The organism is Allofrancisella inopinata (assembly GCF_012222965.1).
Taxonomy (GTDB): Bacteria; Pseudomonadota; Gammaproteobacteria; order Francisellales; family Francisellaceae; genus Francisella; species Francisella inopinata.
The window spans coordinates 1,607,976-1,628,775 of the sequence record NZ_CP038241.1; the positions used below are offsets into that span (position 1 = coordinate 1,607,976).

Consider the following 20,800-nt stretch of genomic DNA (forward strand, 5'->3'; position numbering starts at 1 on the left):
ACTAATATTTATCTAACCAGAATGGTAAAGCAATTAACTCCAAGTCAACGAAAAAAAACTATCTTTATAACAAATCTTGGGGCAGTTTTAGAATGGTTTGAGTTTAGTCTTTATGGTTATCTTTCTATTTATTTAAGCATATTGTTTTTCCCAACAGAAGATCAAACAGTAGCTTTGCTTACAGTGTTTGGTATATTTGCAGCTAGTTATATTATGCGCCCGCTTGGAGGGTTCTTTTTTGGATCATTAGGCGATAGGTTTGGTAGGCGTTATGCAATTACATTAAGTATGATCCTTATGTGTGTGCCTATGTTCATTATGACGATTATGCCTACTTATGAGTCTGGAGGAATATGGGCTATTTTTATATTACTTTTTGCCCGTATGTTCCAAGGATTTTCTGTAGGTGGTGAATATTCTGGTGTATTAGTAGCTTTAGCAGAGAGCGCTTCAAGTAAGTATCGTGGATTTACGACAGCTTTGGCTGGTTTAGCTTCACAAATAGGCGTTATTATGAGTGCTTCAACTGTTGGTATATTATCTACTTTTTTAACTAAAGAACAAATGCTAGCATATGGCTGGCGTGTAGCTTTTGGAGTCGGCTTAATATTAGCAATTGTTTCAACTACTCTTCAGAAAAAGGCAAAAGAGTCTCCGTTTTTTAGAAGCATAAAAAATGAGTGTAGACTAAGCAAAACTCCGCTAAGGGATGCTTTAAGTGGCCCTAAGATGCCTCTTGTTTGGACATTTGTAATAACAGGCTATGTGGGTATTGCTTATTACATGATGGCTACTTTTTTACCTAATATTTTGATAACCAATAGACAGTTCGATGTAAATAAAATTATGTTTATAACTGTAGTTGTCTCAACTCTGTATGCGGTAGTCTCGCCTATTTTTGGGTGGTTATCAGATATATGGGGAAGAAAACCATTTTTATACTTTCCTATAATTCTAATTGCTATTTTAAGTTTTCCTATGTTTATATTTTTTAATAATGGGGGGTTAGAAAGTATCTTAATATTAGAGCTAATATTAGCTTTACTTATTTCCGCCATGACAGCAGCTTTTCAAATAGCTGTTACAGAGCTTTTTCCAACAAACTATAGGTATAGTGGCATGTCTGCTGCTTATAATTTAGGAAATGCCTTATTTGCTGGAACTACTCCTATGATTTGTATTTGGTTAATTAATTTAACCAACTCTAGTTATGCTCCTGCCTTTTACTTAGTAATTACATCTATAATCACTCTAGTAGTCATATACAAGATGCCTGAGACAAAGCATTCAAAAGAGTTTAGGTTTCATGAATAAAAACTTTCTCTAAACTAAATAAAAGTACTTGCTAGAGAAATGTCTATAAATAAGCACGCAACTGCAGGCACCCTTCACAGTTGGCAATTTTAATTGTGAAAATTAACACTTTACACCAGTCAGAGATCTATAGTAGGGCTGTTGCAAGCTGAAATTAGATGGACGATAAATCATGTACTTATATGAGTACTTATAGTATACTAGTCATTAATTGAATAAATTGGAGATAATTATGAGAACTTTAAACTATACCTCATTCAGAAATGAGCTGGCATCATCGATGGATAGCGTCATTGAGGATCATCAACCTATCGTTGTTACTAGAGGCTCCGAAAAAAAAGCTGTTGTTGTGATGTCTTTAGATGATTTTAAATCGTATCAAGAAACGGCGCATTTGATGTCTAGCATAAATAACTATAATAGACTTGATCAATCTATAAAAGAACTTGAGTCTGGTAATTCAATACAAAAAGAGCTTATTGAAGAATGATATTATCTTGGTCAACTAACGCTTGGGAAGATTATCTTTATTGGCAAGCAAATGATAAGAAAAAGTTAAAGCGTATAAATCAGTTAATCAAAGATATTAAAAGAAATTATTTTGAAGGCTTGGGTGGTCCAGAACCACTTAAACACAATTGGACTGGATACTGGTCAAGAAGGATCGATAGAGAACATCGCTTAGTTTACAAAATTCAGGATAATAATATTCTCATTGCTCAATGCAGATATCACTACTAAATCTGAAATTTACATCTCTAATAGTTCGTGTTCCTTCTTATGATTATTCTAGGATGTGTAACTTTTCAAAGTGGGAGAATATACTTGCTGGGGATTTATTTGTGACATGGTTTACTTTATCATTGATGCGATATAGGTGTGTATATAATCTCACACTTGCAACCCATTTTTAACACAGTTAGAAACATATAATTTTAGTTTGCAAACTCCCATATACCCAAAACTGCTTTTTTTTATACCTAAAGATATGTATAATCTTATCTCAGGTATATTTTAATTATTAGCAATAAGTTATGGAAAATCTAGCTTACTTTGTATCACAGAATTTGTTATTTTGTATATCTTTTATTCTTATTTTAGCTATATATATAGTTTTTGAGCTAACACAATCAAAGAAGTCTCAATATAAGCTTTCGGTAGTAGAAGCAGTTGCTACTGTAAATAAAAATAAAGGGATATATTTAGATGTTAGAGATCATGAGCAATACAGTAAAACTCATATTATAGGAGCTCAAAATATTAATATTAATGATTTGGCAGATAAGCATAAAAAGTTAATTAAAAGCAAAACAAAACCAATAGTTATTTATGGTGACCAAGCAGAAAAAGCTATGCAATTATTACGTAAAGAAGGTTTTGAGCAAGTATATATTTTGAAAGATGGTCTAAAAGCATGGCTACAAGCCAGCTATCCAGTAAAATCATCTTCAAACTAAAAGACTAAACTAAAGAGGGATCATAAAATGGATCAACAAACACAACCACAATTTCAAATCCAAAAAGTTTATATAAAGGATCTTTCTTTCTCTGTTCCAAATTCTGACAAAATATGGGCTACACAGTGGAAACCGCAATTACATACAGATTTAAAAATTACAGCAGAAAAACTACCAGAAGAAAATACTTATGAAAGTATACTAACTGTAGAAGTGAAAGTTGAGAATGATGGTGTCACAGCTTTTGAAATAGAAGTTAAGCAAGCAGGTGTTTTTACAATTTCTAATATGCAAGATCAACAAATAGAACATGCTAAGTATTCTTTTTGCCCTAACATACTTTATCACTACGCTCGTGAAGCTATTTCTGACTTAGTAGTTAGCGGCGGTTTCCCTCAGTTATGTCTATCAGCAGTAAATTTTGACGCAATGTATCAAGATTCTTTGAAATCTAGTGATAGCACTAAGCAACACTAAGGAAGTCTAAAAATGAGTAAAGAAAAAGCGTTAGAATCAGCATTATCACAAATTGAAAAGCAGTTTGGCAAAGGCTCAATCATGAAGTTGGGTGACCAGCAGGCTGCACATGATATTGACATTATCCCATCAGGGATTATAGCTTTAGATGTTGCTTTAGGAATAGGAGGTTATCCTAAAGGACGAATAATAGAGATATATGGGCATGAGTCTTCAGGTAAAACTACTCTTACTCTTCTTGCGATAGCACAATGCCAAAAGCAAGGTGGCACAGCAGCCTTTATTGACGCTGAGCATGCACTTGATCCTAAATATGCTAAGCTTCTAGGGGTGGATATTGATAATCTAATAGTGTCTCAACCAGATACTGGTGAACAAGCTTTAGAAATTGCTGATATGCTTGTACGCTCTGGTGGCGTGGATATCGTTGTTGTTGACTCTGTAGCAGCACTTACTCCCAAAGCTGAGATAGAAGGTGATATGGGAGATTCTCATATGGGTCTACAAGCTAGATTAATGTCACAAGCTTTGAGAAAGCTTACAGCCAATATCAAACGCTCGAATACTTTGGTAATGTTTATTAACCAAATTCGTATGAAAATAGGAGTAATGTTTGGTAATCCTGAAACTACAACTGGCGGTAATGCTTTAAAATTCTATTCTTCTGTAAGATTAGAAGTAAGAAAAGGTGGGTCGCTAAAAGATGGTGCTGATGTTAGTGGTAATGAAATCAAAGTGAAAGTAGTTAAAAACAAAGTTGCTCCTCCATTTAAACAGGCAGAATTTGAGCTAGTGTATGGAGAGGGTATATCTTTAGAGGCAGAACTTGTTGACCTTGGTGCAAAACATAATATTATTGAAAAATCTGGTGCTTGGTATAGTTATAAAGGTAAAAAAATAGGTCAAGGTAAAGAAAAAGCCAAAGACTATCTAAAAGAAAATACTGTCGAACGTGATGAGATAGAAAAGTCTATTTTAGAGCTTTTACTTCCTCAAAAGTACGCAAACCAAAACCCAAAATCTGAACCAAAAGTAAACTCAAAAACTCAAAATGAGCTTATCTAAAGAAAGAAATTATCTTTTATATCTTCTTGCTAAGCAAGATTATTCACGTAAACAGCTTTTTGATAAATTAAATAAAAGAGCAAATATCTCCCAAGAGCAAATAGAGCAATTGCTAGATGAGTTTGAACAAAATAATTGGTTATCAGACAAACGCTTCGTAGAGGTTTTTGTTAGTAGTGAAATTAACAAATTAAGAGGAAAGAAGAGGATTATAAATATAGCTGCATATCAAAAAGGTTTATCTCAAGAGTTAGTAGAAAACTTTTTGGCGGGTTTAGACGTTGACTGGTTTGACTTATGCAAGAAGCGTTTATATAAAAAGTATACAGATATTGAAATGTTACAGCTAGATCCAAAACTAAAACAAAAAGCTATAAACTATTTAGTATATAATGGGTTTAGTTATGATGAAATAAAGAGTACTATAATTACCGAAGATTAAAAAAAATTATGTTTTTTATTATAAATTACTTATAAGTTAGTTTTTTTTAGGGTAAGCTATAGTTGCTGATGAAAATTTAATATAGGAGTTTGATAATGGCAAAAGGAACTGTAAATAAAGTTATTTTACTAGGTAGATTGGGTATAACTCCAGAAGTTAGAACTACCCAAAATGGTACAACTGTTGCGACCTTAAGTTTAGCTACAAATGATGGCATGGGTGAAAATATAACTACAGAATGGCATAAAGTTGTTGTATTTGGTAAAGCAGCGGAGATTATTCAAAGGTATGCTAACAAAGGTTCGCAGCTATTTATAGAAGGTAGATTACGTACAAACAAATGGCAAGATAAAAATGGTAACACACAATACTCAACTGAAGTAGTGGCAAGTAATTTTCAGTTTATTGGTGGTGGCAATACTCAAGGTGATGCAAGCTATAATAATGAGCAAGCAACTAGTAATTTCAATCAACAAACCACTCAACAAGACAATATCCCTGATTTTGCAGAGATAAATTCGTCTAATTTTGATGATGATATTCCTTTTTAAGAACCACAAATGTAACCAATTAAAGGCGTCGTAGAGGCACTACTACTTATAGACTGTGCTATGTGGGATTAAATAGAACCTTATAGGCGCTTCTCAACGTATGTGGCCATTGCTTTTTGATCTATATCTGGTAAGTTGCCATTCATTAGATCCATATCAGGATTGGCATACATGCACAACATTGTTCCAAGAGACCCTTTTTTATTTGGCATGATTTTTAAACAGTCTTTATATTTAGTATGAAAACAATCGATAGCTAATAATAATGATCTATTATTTAACTGACCAAACTGTAGACCAGTCCTGGCTTTATTGTGAGAAGAGGTAAGATATTGCTGCGTTTTTCTAACGTGCATAGCAAAATTCTTACAAGCGTTACCAAATAAAAAAGCACGAACTCGGCCATCTACGCCATGGGGTTCTAAGATTCCATAAGTTTTTTTATCAGCTAGCCCTCCTAAAATAGTGTTAAAATATGATTCTATTGTTCCGCCAAGGACAGGAATATAACCTAATGGCTTAAGTGCCATTGAGATATTTCCAGCTGTTAACCCTAACTGTAAATTAAAATGATCAGTCTGTCCAACTCTATTAGTTACTGGAGTTACGGACTTTTAAATTTAAGCAGTCATTTTGAGTATTTTTTTCATTTTTATAATTTCCCTATGACTCGCTTGATTGGCGGCGATTAACATTTTCCTTTTCAACGCATAGTGATTTTTATTTGAAGCAAGTTTTAGTTTTTCAAGTTCAATAAATGCACCTATAGATAAACCTATATGGTTAAGCTGAGTAGTAATTACAGATGTAGGTGATTTAGCAAGACTAGCGTTTTGTTTTATACTTCGATGATAAACTTCTATATTCCATCTTTTTTGATAGATATCTTCTATGTGGTTACTCTCTAGGTTTAGATCATTAGTAATTAAATAAATCTCACCTGTTGAATTGTCCCCGTTTTTGAAGACTTGGCGAGTAACCACAAGACTATATTTTATATCTTTTAAATAAATTTTCATAGCCTCATTTTCTAGCAATCCTAATTCATCTAACCTACAGTAGTTACCAGCAAGAGCATTAGCTTTACTCTTAGCAACTAAACGATTATTTGCTATACCTATTACATACGAGAGTTTATGTTTGTTAAAGAATTTCAAATTAGTTTTAGAAGCAAAATATCTATCAGCTACTATATAATCAAAACTAGAGAAATTCTTAATAATTTTCAATATCAGTTTTCTTGCCAGTTCATTAATTGTGTAGCGTGCTTTACGCTTTAAGCGCTCCATACCTGCTTTATCTTTTTCTACTACAAAGTTTTCCTTAGTTTGTACTTCAAAGCCTACAGGAATATTAGCATCTCCAACGTGGATTAAAGCACTAATAATGATCTACCCCGTCAATTTGGGACAGTTTACCTTTTTATTTTCCATTATATATTCAAACTGATTTGGAGTCATATAATTTATTGTAGAATGTTTCCTTTTTGTATTATAGTAAGCCTCAATATACTCAAATATAGATAGCTTAGCTTCTTCTCTAGTTTTATAGTTTTCATCATGAACTAACTCAACTTTTAAAGTACCAAAGAAACTCTCACAAGCAGCATTATCATAACAACATCCTTTAGAACTCATACTTGATAATAGCCAGTTATTTTTAATAACATCCTGATACTGTTTACTACAATATTGTGACCCTTTGTCAGAATGTATAATAACACCACTAGGAAAATTTCTTCTAAATAATGCCATATTTAAAGCACTACAGATTAAGTCTGCTTTCATTCTAGAATCCATTGCCCAACCTAAAACTGCCCTTGAGAATAAATCTATAATCACAAAAAGATACAGCCATCCTTCTTGTGTAGGTATGTAAGTTATATCTGTAACCCACCTATGGTTCATAGACAACGCTGTGAAGTTCTGTTCTAATAAGTTCTCAGAAACATGTTTGTTATGGTTAGAGTCTGTCATTGCTTTATGTTTACGAGCAGCTTTTGCCTGCAAATCAAGTAATTTCATACGTTTAGATACTCTAGGTTGAGTAACTTTCCAACCCATATCTTTAAGTTGTTTGTATATCCTAACACTCCCATATCTAGATTTATGTTCGTTAAATATAGCAGTAATAGCATTATCTAGCTCAGCATCATTAGATTGTCTTTTACCTATAGGCTCATGTATCCATCTGTAATATGAGGATGTACTTACATTCAAATATTTACATAATGTTGTTACTGGCATGACTTTGCAATGCTCCTTAATAAAAGCGTACCTTACAGTCCTTGCTTTGCAAAGTACGCTGCTGCCTTTTTTAGTATTTCACGCTCTGTTTCTACTTGTTTAAGCTTTTTCTTTAAATCAGCATTTTCAGAAGATAATTGCTGATACTGCGTTTTATAATCTATCTTTATCTCTTTAGGAGGATTCGACATAGCTTTGGATATCCAGTTGCAAATGGTTTTATATTTAACTCCTAAATTATCTGCTATTTCTCGCCTATTTGTATCTGGTTGTAAACATAATTTAACAGCATTATCTTTAAATTCTTTTGTATATCTTTGATACTTCATCTTGTCTCCTTTTCTTAACACTTAAGTGTCCCAAATAGGAGGGTATGATCATAAGATTGATGCCTTTAACTGCTCTACCTACAGAATGATCATAAAACCAGTTTACTACCTCATTGACCATACTATCAGATTTAGGACTTATTGTATTGTCTATAGATAATATCTTTGGCTTATCTTTGTAGGCGTTTAAAATACTTTTACCTTTTAACCAGACATATTTACTTTCATAACTACCAACTTTTAACATCCGAGAAAAACTATCATGCTTTACTAGTTCATCTAACATACTTGAACACATTGTCGCACTTGCTTGGGAGTTTTGACATAATAAATATTCAGTATATAGATTGGCTAATTCACGTTGTTTCATTTTTAGAACATAACATAGTTGATGTAATTATAAATTAACACATAGAAAACTTTTTCGCTTTAACTTTTTCCCAAAAGTCCGTAACTCCAGTTAGTTACCTTAGAAACATAATCACTTATTCCTTGGGTAATAAGAGCTAAATATTTACCAGTGTTTTTTATCATCTTTTCAGAAAGCCCTGCGTCTTTATTTATATTAGGTTGGGTTAAATTATTGGAGCTAGCAAGTTTTTTTCCTAATTCACTAAATTTCTTTAATCTATCGCCGGATATAATACTTCTTAATACATTTCCTCCCTCAGGAGTTTTAGATAGCAAATACGCTAGCCCGGCTAAAATTTTTTCAGATTCAGGGAGAGAAACCATATCTAATTCTGATTCATCACCTTCACTCAAAAATAAGCTGTTTCCTGAATTGATCCTTCCTGTAATAAATTTTGCTATCATTGCTCCAACTCCTTGAAATGGCCTACTACCTGTGTCAGGTGAGTTAGATGCTGCTGCAAGCATATATGAGTTTAATTTACTATTTAGACCTCTGAATATGGTTGCTTGATGCAAAACGGCCATATATACAAATGTGCTCATAGATACTAAACTTTCAGATGACATATGTCTTTTCTTTACAGAATTACCTTTAGAATCTAACTTAGAAGTTTGTTCTGATTTCCAGTCAAAAGCTCTAGAGTATTGTAGAGTTTCTGTATTATAACCCGCTTCAGCGTAAACACCTTGGTACTCAAGAAATGTTTGAAACACACTTAATATTCGCTTGGAGTCATCTGCTGAACCCATAAGACGATTCCACTCTGCAGCTGCTTGTAGACCCTTGGTTGAGACATAGTGTTCGCTTTTATTCAGGCGTTTAGCTATTTTAGCTATTTCACCATAGTTGATCTGAATGTTAAAATATGAGTTGTATTGTTGAATACCATCCAAAAAAGCATATTTAAGAGATTCTGGACTTACAAATGACATAAGCATACTTTTATCAATGTTTGTAGGTGTCACTTTAAGCCTTTCTCTAGTTGACTGCTTATCAATGATTATTTTTTCATTTTTATCTAATAATGTTTCTTCGTACGAGTCTACCATTTCATTCATCAAATCATCTATATCCATTTTATATACCTCCTCTATATACAAAAAAATAGTTTCCGTCGCAAACAGCTAATCAAACAGAATTTATTATTTTTTACACAACAGATAATACAAATTAAAAAAATAATCTTATATATGATAATTTGATAAGGCCTAGGGGGATTTTGATAGCAATCCTTCATCAAACTTAATTACTATCTTCTAAATTAGAATTTCAAAAAAAGCCTAATGCGATTGTCTCACAGACGCCTACAGTTAGCCTTATGTAACAATAAATAGTATAATTAAGGCCAATAATTATTTTAAATGTTTTAATAAATGTCTCATATTTTGGTGTTAAACTGCGGTAGTTCTTCAGTTAAGTTTGCTCTTATAGATCCTATAAGTTCAAAGTCTTTGCTAACAGGTTTGGCTGAAAACATAGGTCAACGAAATTGTAGAATGGCTCTTAAAAGTAAGCAAAATTTCGAAAAGATCATAGAGAATGGTCAGTATAAAGATATTTTCATAGAGTTAAAAGTATTTTTAGAAGAAAGTGGTTATTTAGATAGTATTGTAGCTGTTGGTCACAGAGTCGTACATGGTGGACAGTACTTTTCAGATTCTGTTATAATAGATGAAGAAAACCTAAAGAAAATTAAGGACTGTATAGCACTTGCTCCCTTGCATAATCCAGCAAATATAGAGGGTATAACATTTTGTCAGCAAATATTTTCAAATTTACCACAAGTAGCTGTTTTTGATACAGCATTTCATCAAACAATACCAAAGTACGTCTCAGAATATGCTATTCCTAAAGAATTAACTAAAAAATACTATATAAAAAAGTATGGTTTTCATGGCACATCGCATAAGTATGTATCTACTCAAGCAGCTAAACTCTTAGGCAAAAAAAATGGAAATTTTATAGTAGCCCATCTAGGTAATGGATGTAGTTTATCAGCTGTAGTTGAGGGTAAAAGTATTGATACAAGTATGGGTTTTACACCTCTAGACGGTTTAATAATGGGTACACGTTCAGGTAGCATTGATGCTGGAATTTTTGATTTTTTAGCCAATAATTTGGGTTGGAATATAAATAAAATCACAACTACTTTAAATAAACAAAGTGGGCTATTAGGTATCTGTGGACATAGTGACATGCGCGAGATTTCTCATTTAGCTAATCAAGGTAATGAGCTAGCGAAATTAGCCATAGAAATGTTTTGTCATAGAGTCGCTAAGTTTGTTGCAAGCTACATGGTTTATTTTGAAAAGTTTGATGGACTAGTTTTTACAGGTGGGATTGGCGAGAATGCAGTAAATATACGTGAAAATATAGCTACTAAACTTAAGAATATTGGTTTTGAGCTTGATCACCAGAAAAATAGCAATAAAGAAAGTTTTATTAATACTCAGGAGAGTCATAATATTATAGTTATAAACACAAATGAAGAGTTGATGATAGCTTTTGAAACGATGAGTCTTATTTAGAGGTAATGATATGAAAACATCTATATTTATGTTACCAACGTCGAAGTATACTGGGCTTAGAATTTTAACAAAAAGTTTAGAATATGCTTTACAGGAAGAAGGACTAAAAGTAGCTACTTTTCACCCTATCTTTGATATAGGGATGACTATAGAAAAGATTGAAAAATATTTGTTAAATGGCCGTATAAAAGATTATGTAGAAATATTACTTAGCAGATTTTATGATAAGTGTCAGGAATATGATTTTATTATAGTTTATGGTTTGTTCCGCCAAGGGAATGATACCCATAAACTATACCCGTTAAATAGTGTAATTAGTGAATTAAATACAGAATTAATCAAAGCTCTATCAGCTAAAGTTATAGTGGTTTCATATCATGGTAATAAATCTTTGGATGATATTAATGGTGAGTTAGATTATGCTTACCGGAATTTACCTCAAAGGGTAAAAACTTTAGGAGCGATAATCACAAAACTAAACGCACCCTACGACGATGATGGACATATGAGCTTTAGTTTAGCAGAAGAGGATACTTCTACTATTAGGAGAAATAATGTCAGCTTTGAAGAAATACGCAAGCTACCTGTTTTTAAAGAAAATAAATTGCCTTTATTGGGCGTGATAGAGTGGGATAAAGAAAAAGCTTATCCACGGATTATTGATATCAAAAATAGTTTGAAACTAAATGCTATTACTTCTAATAACCTTGACGCTAGAGTACACAAAGTAACGATGTGCTCTAGAAGAATAGAAAATTTTATCAGAGACTTAGCACCAAATTCTTTAGTGATAACATCAGCAGATAGATCAGATATTTTGGTTACGGTGTGTTTGGCTGCTAAAAATGGCTTAAAGATAGCAGGAGTTATTTTAACAGCAGAAGAATACTTAGATGAGAAGGTAAAGCAGCTATGTTTAGATACAGCCAAAGAAGCTGGTTTAGTGATACTAACAACCAAAAACAGAAGTGTAAATACAATCCTTAAGTTAGCTAATATTGATTTTATGGGTATACCGGATGATGATAAAGAGCGTATCCAAATGGTTAAAGAAGCTATAGTAAGCTCACTGGATAAAGAAAAGATTTTGCAAGCTATTAAACAAGATGTTCCAAAGCAGCAAGTGATGTCGCCACCAGCATTTAGGTACCATCTACTAAAAATGGCAAGACAAGCGAGAAAACGAATTATCCTACCTGAAAGTTATGAACCTAGAACTTTGCTAGCAGCTAAAAACTGCTATGAGCAGGGTATAGCAGATTGTGTACTTATTGGTGATAAAGCAAAAATTAATAAAGTTGCGAAGTTAAATGGTTTTAGCTTACCTAAAGATATAGAAATTATCCAATTAGATGAAACTCAGAAATTAAAGTATTTAAATACGCTAATGAATCTTAGGAAACATAAAGGATTATCCGAAAATTTAGCCAAAGATGCTTTAAAAGACCCCATAATAGTAGCTACTCTTATGCTATATCTTGGAGAAGTTGATGGATTAGTTTCAGGAGCAGAGCATACAACAGCAGATGTGCTAAGACCGGCTTTACAACTTATAAAAACTAAGCCTAACACGTCTTTGGTTTCATCAGTATTTTTTATGTGCATGCCTGATGAAGTTATAGTTTTTGCAGATTGTGCAGTTAACCAAGACGCTACAGCAGAGCAGTTGGTAGATATAGCGATTCAAAGTGCAGAATCTGCTAAAAAGTTTAGTATAGAGCCTCGTGTTGCGATGATTAGCTATAGTACAGGTACTTCTGGTTCTGGTGCTCAAGTAGAGAAAGTACGCCTGGCGACAGAACTTTTAAGGCAAAAGGTACCAGAATTATTGGTAGACGGACCATTACAATATGATGCTGCAATGATAGAGAGTGTAGCAAAGAAAAAAGCTCCTGACAGCCCTGTTGCAGGTAAAGCTACGGTGCTTATCTTTCCTGATTTAAACACTGGTAATACCGTCTATAAAGCAGTTCAAAGAAGTGCTAATGTTTTAAGTATTGGCCCTGTACTGCAAGGCATTAATAAACCTGTAAATGACCTTTCTAGAGGGGCAACCGTTGATGATATAACTTACACAATAGCAATTACTGCTATACAAGCAATATAAAAAATTTTATAGGAAAAAACTATGCTAGATAATAAATTATTAACTAGAGTTATAAACAGATATTCCTTTCATGGAATAAATAGTTTTGAAGTAATAAACCCAGCTACAGATGAGCTTATTTGTAAGCTTGAGGCAAAAGATACTGAATATATTCAAAAAAGCATAAATTCATCAAAACAAGCTCAAAATAGCTCTAGACAGCAGTTAGCTACAGAAAGATCAAAACTTTTAAGCAGATGGTATGACTTAATTGTTAAAAACGCTGATGAATTGGCTCAGATCATTACTTTAGAAAGTGGCAAACCTTTAACTGAAGCAAAATCTGAAATACTATATGGAGCTAATTTTATTCAATGGTATGCTGAAAAAGCTAAAAGAATAGATAGTCGTATATTTGAACCTAATTTTGGAAATGTAGAGGGCCGGGTAGACTATCAACCAGTAGGAGTAGTTGCAGCTATTACACCATGGAATTTTCCTATTGCTATGGTCACACGAAAAGTAGCTCCAGCTATTGCTGCAGGCTGCAGTGTGATACTTAAGCCCTCTGCGCTTACACCTTTAACTGCATTTGCTGTAAGAGAGTTACTTATTGACACAAGTGCTGATGAAAATCTGCTGCAGGTAATCTGTGGAGATTCAAGTATCATTGGAAAAGAGTTTCAACATAGTAGTATCATCAGAAAAATAACCTTCACAGGTTCGACAAAAGTTGGTAAGTTACTTATGCAACAAGCTGCTGAGACTGTCAAGAAAGTATCTCTAGAACTTGGAGGTAATGCTCCATTTATAGTATTTGAAAGCGCAAATCTTGAGAAAGCTGTTGAAGGACTTATTGCTGCAAAAATCAGAAATGCTGGCCAGGTGTGTGTAGCACCAAATAGAGTCTTTGTACAGAAAAATATCAAAGCTGAATTTATGTCTAAGCTTAAAAAAGCAATAGCTAAGCTAAAGCAAGGTAATGGCTTAGATAATGATGTGCAAATTGGACCTTTAATTAATGAATCCGCTGTAGAAAAAGTACAAGTTCATATAGCTGATGCTGTATCAAAAGGTGCAAAAATAGTTTATGGTGGGCAAATTAACCCTAAACTAGGTGGAAAGTTTTTTGAGCCAACTATATTAGACAATATGACTGACCAAATGGTGGCTAGCTGTGAGGAGACTTTTGGGCCAGTTATAACTATATTTGATTTTGATACTGAAAAAGAAGTGTTAGAAAAAGCAAACAATACAAACTATGGTTTAGCAAGTTACTTCTTCAGTAACGATATAAATCAAATAAGAAGAGTTAGGATCGCGTTAGAATATGGTATGATTGGTATAAATACTGGATTGATATCAAACGAAAAAGCACCTTTTGGAGGTATTAAAGAGTCTGGATTAGGTAGAGAAGGCTCAGATGAAGGCATTTATGAGTTTTTGGAGGCTAAATATTCTATGCAAAGTTTTGCGTGAGCAGCGAGCCTTTCTATGTAATTGTGTAAATTCAAAATAGCCTACCAATACTGTCTTGATTTTTATAAACAGTTTTAAAATATATCCATAAGTCAGCAGGTAACTTTTTAGACAGTTCAAAAGTGTATCTAATAGCTTTGCTAGAATATAGCTCTTTAGCTTCTATACACTTTAGTATATCTCCTAAATAGTAATAGCCGTCATTTTTCTCCACCCTAGCAAATACATAGCTTGTAACGCTATTCTCTGCTAAGGCTTTTTCTTGCTTATCTTCTAGAGTTTTGTTCTTTTTAGAGTAAAATGTAAAGACTGAATCTGAAAGAAACTTATTATCATATTGGCTAAATTTTTTATTCTCATCAAAAGTCATAAACAACAAAGCCTTATTATCAAAAAATCTATAACCAGCTAAATTAACTCCACCGTTTGTATAATCTTGATTAAGTAAGTGAGCAATATCTTTTTTAGAATATTTAGCATACAGAGATAAACCATTGAGTTTATTTTTATGATATTTTTGCTGATAAATAAGTTTATTATAAATCAGTAAATCTTGTATGTGCCACTGTAAGAAACTGTTACCAATTATAGTGCTATAAGGTAAAAGAGAGATCTGTTTATCTTCTAGCTTTATTAAAGGTGTATACTCTTGCCTACCAGCGTTAACTGTAAATATTTTTAGAGATAAGTGCTGTAATGCACTAACAAAGCTTTCTATATTAAAATTCTCTATTTCTTGAGCTACTAATCTTTCCAAGTTTTTAACTTCCATGCACGGTTGCTTTAGAAGTTTTTCCAAAATTAAAATTTCGTGCAACCTTTTTGCAGGAGTAAACTCCTTTGAGATAAACTTTAAAATTCTGTACTCTTGCTCATTTAAATTTGGTATATCCTCTTTGAAGGTTTTAAGAATGTCATAATAAGTATCCTTTGCTGATAAAATAACCTCTGGAGCAATAAAATTATGTGTTTCAAAGTCAACTAACATAGGTATTCTACCTAACTCTTTCTTCAACTGAACATAATCTCTTTTTATATTCTTTAACTGAGAAAAATTAGTTTTTTGGATATTTCTATAAATTAGTTCTTTAGCAATATTAGTGAAAGTTATCGTACTTTTACCGCTAATATAATTATTTGGTGAAACAACAAACTTTTTAAGTTGATCTTTGTCATAGCTGTTATCTTGGCTTAGGGCTATAGGTACCAAGAAATTATTTTCATAATTAGCAATAAAATCTAGGACTACAACAAATTTTTTATTTTCGAATTTTCTAAGTCCTCTACCTAGTTGTTGAATATAAACAATACTACTTTGGGTTGGGCGTAGTAAGATAACCTGGTTAACGCAAGGAATATCAATTCCTTCATTAAAGATATCCACTGTTACGATCACTTCTAAACTATAACTTTCAAATTTTGATATAGCTAAATCCCTTGTATACTCTGAATCTTGGCTTGTTAAGGCTTGTGACTTTATACCTCTTTGATTAAGTTTAGTTGCTAGCTCCTTTGCTTCATTAACGTTACTAACAAACATTAAAGCTGATCTATGCTGACCACTAAACCCATAAAAGTTCATTTTTTCCACAATATGATTTATACGAAAATCACTTGTTAATTTAGCAAAATCTTTGGTTAATACCTTTTCAGACTCAAGGTAAAAATCCTCAATAGCAAAATAATGAAAAGGACAAAGTAGGTCTTGTTCTAAAGCTTGATGTAGTCTAATCTCATAAGCAATATTATAATCAAATAGCTTAAATATATCGCCAGTATCTGTACGCTCTGGCGTTGCTGTCATTCCTAAAAGGAACTTTGGTTTAAAGTAGTCAAGAATTTTCTTATAACTATTAGCTTCTGCATGGTGAACTTCATCGATGATTATGTAATCAAATTCATCAACCTGAAAACTGCTAAAAACTTTTGGATTCTTTAAGGTTTGGATTGTCGCAAACAAATAATCAGCTTGAGATTTACTACTTCCTGTATAAAGCCCTAATTCCTTATCTTTAATAATTTTTGTAAAGGTGTCTTTTGCTTTACTGGCAATGTTAGTTCGATGCACAATAAATAAACATCGTTTTGGTTTAACCAAAGCAACGTCAAATGCACTTAAAAAAGTTTTTCCTGTACCGGTTGCACTGATTATCAAAGCTTTATCTATATTACTCAACCTTAGAGACTTTAGGTTTTCTAGTGCTTGGATTTGAATAGCATTTGGTGAGATAGATTTAACTTTTTCTAAACTACCAAAAGGGGTAAATCTTTCCGTATTTTGATAATTTATGCGGTAATCATCAAGTATAGCCGAAGCTTCTTTAGCTCTATCAAAAAGCTTATTAAATTCTGCTAAAATTTGTCTGACTATACTATCTTGACAATTAGCACGAAATAATAGATTCCATTCACTATTAACTGTAAGGGCGGATTGTGTCAAATTTGCGCTACCCATCATAATGTGCCAGTTATCTACCTTACGAAAGAAAAAGCCTTTTGCATGAAAATTTTCCGAATCAAGTATTTTTAGCTCTATATTGTCAAATTCTAGCAATCTCTCTATAGCTTTAGGCTCAGTAAAATTTAGGTAACATCCAGTTAGAATTTTGCCCTTTACACCTTTAAGCTTAAGTTGGCGTAACGATTCTAGTATACAAATAACTCCGCTAAGAGTGATAAAAGCTACACTTATAATAAATTCTTCACATTCATCAAACTGGTTAATAATTTCTATAATAACTTTTGAATCTTGAGAGTTGGTAATAAATTTATTTGTGTGTTTTTGCATATTTAAATTTTAACAGGGATACTAGAGTCAAGGTTAGAAGTACTACTGTTACCTTTTACACCTTTTCCCCAGCAGTAAATTTCGTTTGTATCTTTAGTTACACCACAAGTGTATGTTGTTGCCATAATCAAATGGCTAAACTGTTTATCTGTCTTAACTTTTTGTGGGGTCTTAAAAATCCCTTTTTCACCATTACCAACCTCTCCAAAAGTACCATCTCCCCAACAATAAGCGTGATTATCTTTATCTAAAGCACACGCATAGTGAGCCTTTGTGTATATTCTTTTAAATTTAACATCAGTAGTAATTTTTAATGGCATGTTAATATTTTCTTTCTTGGTTTTACGCCCTAATTGCCCTCTATCATTATGCCCCCAACAATATAAGTCATCACCATCATCTAATGCACAATTAAAGTCCGCCCCTCTACTAATCTCTTTTATTTTTAAATCTTTGATATCAACTGAGACGTTAGTTACTTTTTTATTACTTTTTTTTGACTTACTAGTGTCTTTTAATTTATATTTCCAACATCTAAGGTCTCCGGAAGCATCGTACTCGCAATTATATTCCTTGGCATTTTCAATATCATAATTTTCACCATATTTTTTTAGCTTACTATCATCACGATAATCATCTTCTTTAGTTGCAAAATTGTTTTCCGTTTGAGGATTATAATTATCAAAGAAAGTTTGTGAAAAAGTATCTGTTGCAAAAACTGGATAGAAAACATATAAGAATATAACTAAAAGTATCGTTTTTTTCATATTAAAAAATTCATTTAAAAACTGCTAATAACAATCTTAAGCAAAGTTATAGCAAAATGCTAGAGGATTAGAGTTTATAAAAATAACTTCTGTTCCCAATAACGTAGAAAATTAAAAAACTTCTCTTCTTTAGAGTAATTTTGTCTATCAACATATGGTTTAGTAATTAATATAGGGTAGCTTCCAGCAATTATACAAGCCAAACAACCTGTAAGTAATCTATCGTCAACTAAAGCTATTTCTTTTGCATCACAGTTTAATAAACTTTGTATTTTTAAAAGACCTTCAGGATAAGGTTTTTTTGCAACGTTTGATACAAACCTGATTTGTGGATAATTTTTTCTAAAATACTCTAATCTTTGGTTGGTTGGTTTATTTGAAAGAATAAAAACCTTTTCTTCTCCAAACTTTAGAGCAAAATTGTCCAACCATGTTTTTACCTCTGGACATATTTCTGGTTTACCATGACTAGCTAACACGCCATCGAAATCTAAAGCCAAGTATTTTATTCCTTTTTGCTTTAAAAATGCAGGTTCAAGCTGTATAACACTTTCTAGAGCGTGTTCTTTTTTGATATTCTTTAGCTCTTTTTTGTGTTTTAACATCTTGTTAAAAGTGTATATAGATCTTTTAAACATACTAATCTTCCGAATCTTTTTTTAACTGTAATGCTTTTTCATAGACTTCATTTTTTTTCAAATCTAAAATTTTAGTTGTTATTTTGACGGCCTTTTTAAGAGGAAGCTCTAACAATAATTCTTTCAAAAGAGTTTCCTGATCAATACTAGAATCTACTGTTAGCTGATCATTCTTATTACAATCTAAAAGAATAACGAACTCTCCTTTTAGCCTATTAGGATTATCCACAAAGTATTTTTTTATTTCACAAGCTTTTCCACTTATAAGCTGCTCAAACTGCTTCGTTAACTCTTTTGCGACAACTATATTACACGTTGATAAAATCTCACTAATGTCATCCAATAGATACTCTATCCTATGGACAGATTCATAAATTATTACTGTTGAGTTTAGTTTGACGAAGCTCTCTAACTCTTGTTGTCTTTTATTTTTTTTAGAGGATAAAAAGCCTTTAAAAGTAAAACTATCTGATGGCAACCCTGCTACTGATAAGGCTGTAATTACAGCACTAACTCCAGGAACAGGCACTATTGTATAACCATTTTTACGTAAGGTAACTACGATTTTATAACCTGGATCAGAGATTAAGGGAGTACCAGCATCACTAACAAGAGCTATATTTTTATTATCATCTAAAAGTTGCTTTACTTGCTCTATGCGTTGCTCTTCATTAAAGTCATGACATGAGATTAACTTTTGCTGGTTTTTAATATTTAGGTTAGATAATAGTTTACTAGTTACTCTAGTATCTTCTGCTAATATAATTTCTGCTATTTTTAACACTTCTATAGCTCTAAGCGTTATATCGTGGAGGTTTCCGATAGGTGTTGCAACCACATATAGTACTCCTTTTTCTAAATTACTCACCTAACATCTCCACTAGATTGGTTATATCACCTGCCCCTTGAACCAAAACTACATAACCATCATCAATAACATTTTCTAGCTCTGATATTGCTTGGCTAAAGTCCTCTACCAAAATACAGTTTGATAATTGTTTTGATAAGTCTAAACTTGTTGCACCATCTATAATGTCCTCACCTGCAGAGTATGTTGGAAGTAAGATAAGCTTATCTGCTATCGCTAAAGCTTTAGGCCAATCATCAAAAAGATCTCTATTTCTGCTATAGCGATGAGGCTGAAATATATGAATAATTTTTTTATCAGGATACTTATCTTTAACTGCGCTTAGACAATTAATGACTTCAACTGGATGATGCCCATAGTCATCAATTACTTGCACTGTATAGCTTGAAATAGTTTTAGTGTATATATCAAACCTTCTTACTACTCCAGCTACTTGCTTAAGAGCTTTTTTAATTTGGTTATATTTAAAACCTAAATCTAAACAGCTTACTACACAAGCCGTTATGTTCAAAATGTTATATCTACCTGGTAAAATAGTGCAAAAATCTAACTTTTGCTGATTATAGAAAATACTAAATTTAGTGTAACCATCTTCTATTTGGTAGCCTGCAATCTTAGCATCAGCATTATTAGCAAAACCATAAGTAGTTATTTTTTTTCCTCCAAAACTATATTTTTCTAATAAATCTTGGCAACCCTTATCATCTAGACACAAATAGATACTTTCGACACTCTCTTTGAATAAGAAAACGTAAAAATTTTTCAGTAAATTATCGTAACTATTTTTATATGTAGACATATGATCTTTATCAATGTTCGTAACTACTATACTAGTCGGATCTAAGTGTAAGAAAGAAGCATCACTCTCATCTGCTTCTATAACTAACTTATCTGTACCATTTATATCTATATTTGAATTAGTATGCTTAACTACCCCTCCTACAACAAAACTACTAGTTCTATCTAATTGCTGTAATAACGTCGCTAGTACACTTGAAGTTGTTGTTTTCCCATGAGTTCCCGTAATCGCTACACTATACTTAAAATCCCTCATTAATATAGCTAAGAACATAGCTCTTTGTAAACAAAGTATATTAAATTGACGAGCTTTAGATAATAAAGGGTGATCACCTTTAATAGCACTAGAATAGACAACCATATCATATTCTTCTACATCAGTTTCTAGAGGATTAGAAAAAACGTTCACCCCTAAAGATTCTAGCTTAGCTGTAAGTTTACTTGATTTGCCATCATACCCAGCAACTGTTGCTCCCAGCTTTTTAGCTGCTATAGCTAAAGCTGAAACGCCTATACCTCCGACTCCTAGAAACAATATTTTTTTATTCAATC

At 32.5% G+C, this 20,800-nt stretch carries 20 protein-coding genes and 2 pseudogenes; 11 read left to right on the plus strand and 11 right to left on the minus strand.

Going from position 1 to position 20,800, the window contains the following annotated elements; genetic code table 11:
- Positions 1-21: 21 nt before the first annotated feature.
- The 8 genes from E4K63_RS07430 to E4K63_RS07465 all read left to right on the plus strand — a co-directional run bounded on the left by E4K63_RS07430 (position 22) and on the right by E4K63_RS07465 (position 5,306).
- Positions 22-1,314, plus strand: coding sequence for an MFS transporter (locus E4K63_RS07430; RefSeq protein WP_133942548.1), 1,293 nt, complete (start codon positions 22-24; stop codon positions 1,312-1,314).
- A gap of 232 nt (positions 1,315-1,546) precedes the next feature.
- Complete coding sequence (locus tag E4K63_RS07435) at positions 1,547-1,804, plus strand: type II toxin-antitoxin system Phd/YefM family antitoxin (protein WP_133942547.1); 258 nt, start codon at positions 1,547-1,549, stop codon at positions 1,802-1,804.
- Positions 1,801-2,055, plus strand: a complete 255-nt coding sequence (locus E4K63_RS07440) for a Txe/YoeB family addiction module toxin (protein WP_133942546.1) — start codon at positions 1,801-1,803, stop codon at positions 2,053-2,055. Before E4K63_RS07435 ends, E4K63_RS07440 begins: the two co-directional genes overlap by 4 nt.
- Before the next feature lie 293 nt (positions 2,056-2,348).
- Positions 2,349-2,771, plus strand: coding sequence for a rhodanese-like domain-containing protein (locus E4K63_RS07445; RefSeq protein WP_035720378.1), 423 nt, complete (start codon positions 2,349-2,351; stop codon positions 2,769-2,771).
- Positions 2,772-2,798: 27 nt separating this feature from the next.
- Positions 2,799-3,248: a protein-export chaperone SecB gene (gene secB, locus E4K63_RS07450; protein WP_133942545.1), complete on the plus strand. Its 450-nt coding sequence runs from the start codon at positions 2,799-2,801 to the stop codon at positions 3,246-3,248.
- Positions 3,249-3,260: 12 nt separating this feature from the next.
- Positions 3,261-4,313, plus strand: a complete 1,053-nt coding sequence (recA, locus tag E4K63_RS07455; RefSeq protein ID WP_133942544.1) for a recombinase RecA — start codon at positions 3,261-3,263, stop codon at positions 4,311-4,313.
- Entirely contained in the window at positions 4,300-4,755 is a 456-nt protein-coding gene (locus E4K63_RS07460) for a regulatory protein RecX (protein ID WP_133942543.1), read from the plus strand. The genes recA and E4K63_RS07460 overlap by 14 nt, the downstream gene beginning before the upstream one ends.
- Before the next feature lie 95 nt (positions 4,756-4,850).
- Complete coding sequence (locus E4K63_RS07465; protein WP_133942542.1) at positions 4,851-5,306, plus strand: single-stranded DNA-binding protein; 456 nt, start codon at positions 4,851-4,853, stop codon at positions 5,304-5,306.
- 80 nt (positions 5,307-5,386) lie between these two features.
- On the opposite strand, the gene E4K63_RS07470 is transcribed toward E4K63_RS07465, so the two are convergent.
- The 6 genes and pseudogenes from E4K63_RS07470 to E4K63_RS07495 all read right to left on the minus strand — a co-directional run bounded on the left by E4K63_RS07470 (position 5,387) and on the right by E4K63_RS07495 (position 9,372).
- Positions 5,387-5,836 carry a hypothetical protein gene (locus E4K63_RS07470; protein ID WP_133942541.1) on the minus strand — a complete coding sequence of 150 codons (450 nt, stop codon included), beginning with the start codon at positions 5,834-5,836 and terminating at the stop codon, positions 5,387-5,389.
- A 90-nt stretch (positions 5,837-5,926) separates the two neighbouring features.
- Positions 5,927-6,694, minus strand: a pseudogene (locus E4K63_RS07475) (transposase); the annotation flags it as partial.
- A 3-nt stretch (positions 6,695-6,697) separates the two neighbouring features.
- A complete protein-coding gene (locus E4K63_RS07480; RefSeq protein WP_244947459.1) occupies positions 6,698-7,573 on the minus strand; it encodes an IS3 family transposase in 876 nt (291 codons plus the stop codon).
- 11 nt (positions 7,574-7,584) lie between these two features.
- Positions 7,585-7,881 (minus strand): transposase, encoded by a 297-nt coding sequence (locus E4K63_RS07485; RefSeq protein WP_179965690.1) that lies wholly within the window; start codon positions 7,879-7,881, stop codon positions 7,585-7,587.
- 16 nt (positions 7,882-7,897) lie between these two features.
- Positions 7,898-8,251: pseudogene (locus E4K63_RS07490) on the minus strand (IS701 family transposase); the annotation flags it as partial.
- 59 nt (positions 8,252-8,310) lie between these two features.
- Positions 8,311-9,372 carry a hypothetical protein gene (locus E4K63_RS07495; RefSeq protein WP_133940759.1) on the minus strand — a complete coding sequence of 354 codons (1,062 nt, stop codon included), beginning with the start codon at positions 9,370-9,372 and terminating at the stop codon, positions 8,311-8,313.
- A gap of 297 nt (positions 9,373-9,669) precedes the next feature.
- On the opposite strand from E4K63_RS07495, the gene E4K63_RS07500 reads away from it, so the two are divergent.
- The 3 genes from E4K63_RS07500 to E4K63_RS07510 are packed head-to-tail and all read left to right on the plus strand — an operon-like array spanning position 9,670 to position 14,389.
- Positions 9,670-10,824, plus strand: a complete 1,155-nt coding sequence (locus E4K63_RS07500; RefSeq protein ID WP_133940761.1) for an acetate/propionate family kinase — start codon at positions 9,670-9,672, stop codon at positions 10,822-10,824.
- A gap of 10 nt (positions 10,825-10,834) precedes the next feature.
- Complete coding sequence (gene pta, locus E4K63_RS07505) at positions 10,835-12,931, plus strand: phosphate acetyltransferase (protein ID WP_133940763.1); 2,097 nt, start codon at positions 10,835-10,837, stop codon at positions 12,929-12,931.
- Positions 12,932-12,952: 21 nt separating this feature from the next.
- Positions 12,953-14,389 (plus strand): NAD-dependent succinate-semialdehyde dehydrogenase, encoded by a 1,437-nt coding sequence (locus tag E4K63_RS07510; RefSeq protein ID WP_133940765.1) that lies wholly within the window; start codon positions 12,953-12,955, stop codon positions 14,387-14,389.
- Between the two features lie 31 nt (positions 14,390-14,420).
- Here the strand turns inward: E4K63_RS07510 and E4K63_RS07515 are convergent, their stop codons facing one another.
- The 5 genes from E4K63_RS07515 to murC form a co-directional block, all read right to left on the minus strand.
- The gene (locus tag E4K63_RS07515; protein ID WP_133940767.1) at positions 14,421-17,177 is read right to left on the minus strand and encodes a DUF3427 domain-containing protein; all 2,757 of its coding nucleotides are present in this window, start codon (positions 17,175-17,177) and stop codon (positions 14,421-14,423) included.
- A 2-nt stretch (positions 17,178-17,179) separates the two neighbouring features.
- Positions 17,180-17,944, minus strand: a complete 765-nt coding sequence (locus tag E4K63_RS07520) for an RCC1 domain-containing protein (protein WP_133940769.1) — start codon at positions 17,942-17,944, stop codon at positions 17,180-17,182.
- A gap of 74 nt (positions 17,945-18,018) precedes the next feature.
- On the minus strand, positions 18,019-18,582 hold the full coding sequence (locus E4K63_RS07525; protein ID WP_133940771.1) for a YqeG family HAD IIIA-type phosphatase: 564 nt from the start codon (positions 18,580-18,582) through the stop codon (positions 18,019-18,021).
- A 1-nt stretch (position 18,583) separates the two neighbouring features.
- The gene (gene rsmI, locus E4K63_RS07530; protein ID WP_133940773.1) at positions 18,584-19,450 is read right to left on the minus strand and encodes a 16S rRNA (cytidine(1402)-2'-O)-methyltransferase; all 867 of its coding nucleotides are present in this window, start codon (positions 19,448-19,450) and stop codon (positions 18,584-18,586) included.
- Positions 19,443-20,798 (minus strand): UDP-N-acetylmuramate--L-alanine ligase, encoded by a 1,356-nt coding sequence (gene murC / locus E4K63_RS07535; protein WP_133940775.1) that lies wholly within the window; start codon positions 20,796-20,798, stop codon positions 19,443-19,445. The genes rsmI and murC overlap by 8 nt, the downstream gene beginning before the upstream one ends.
- Positions 20,799-20,800 lie beyond the last annotated feature (2 nt).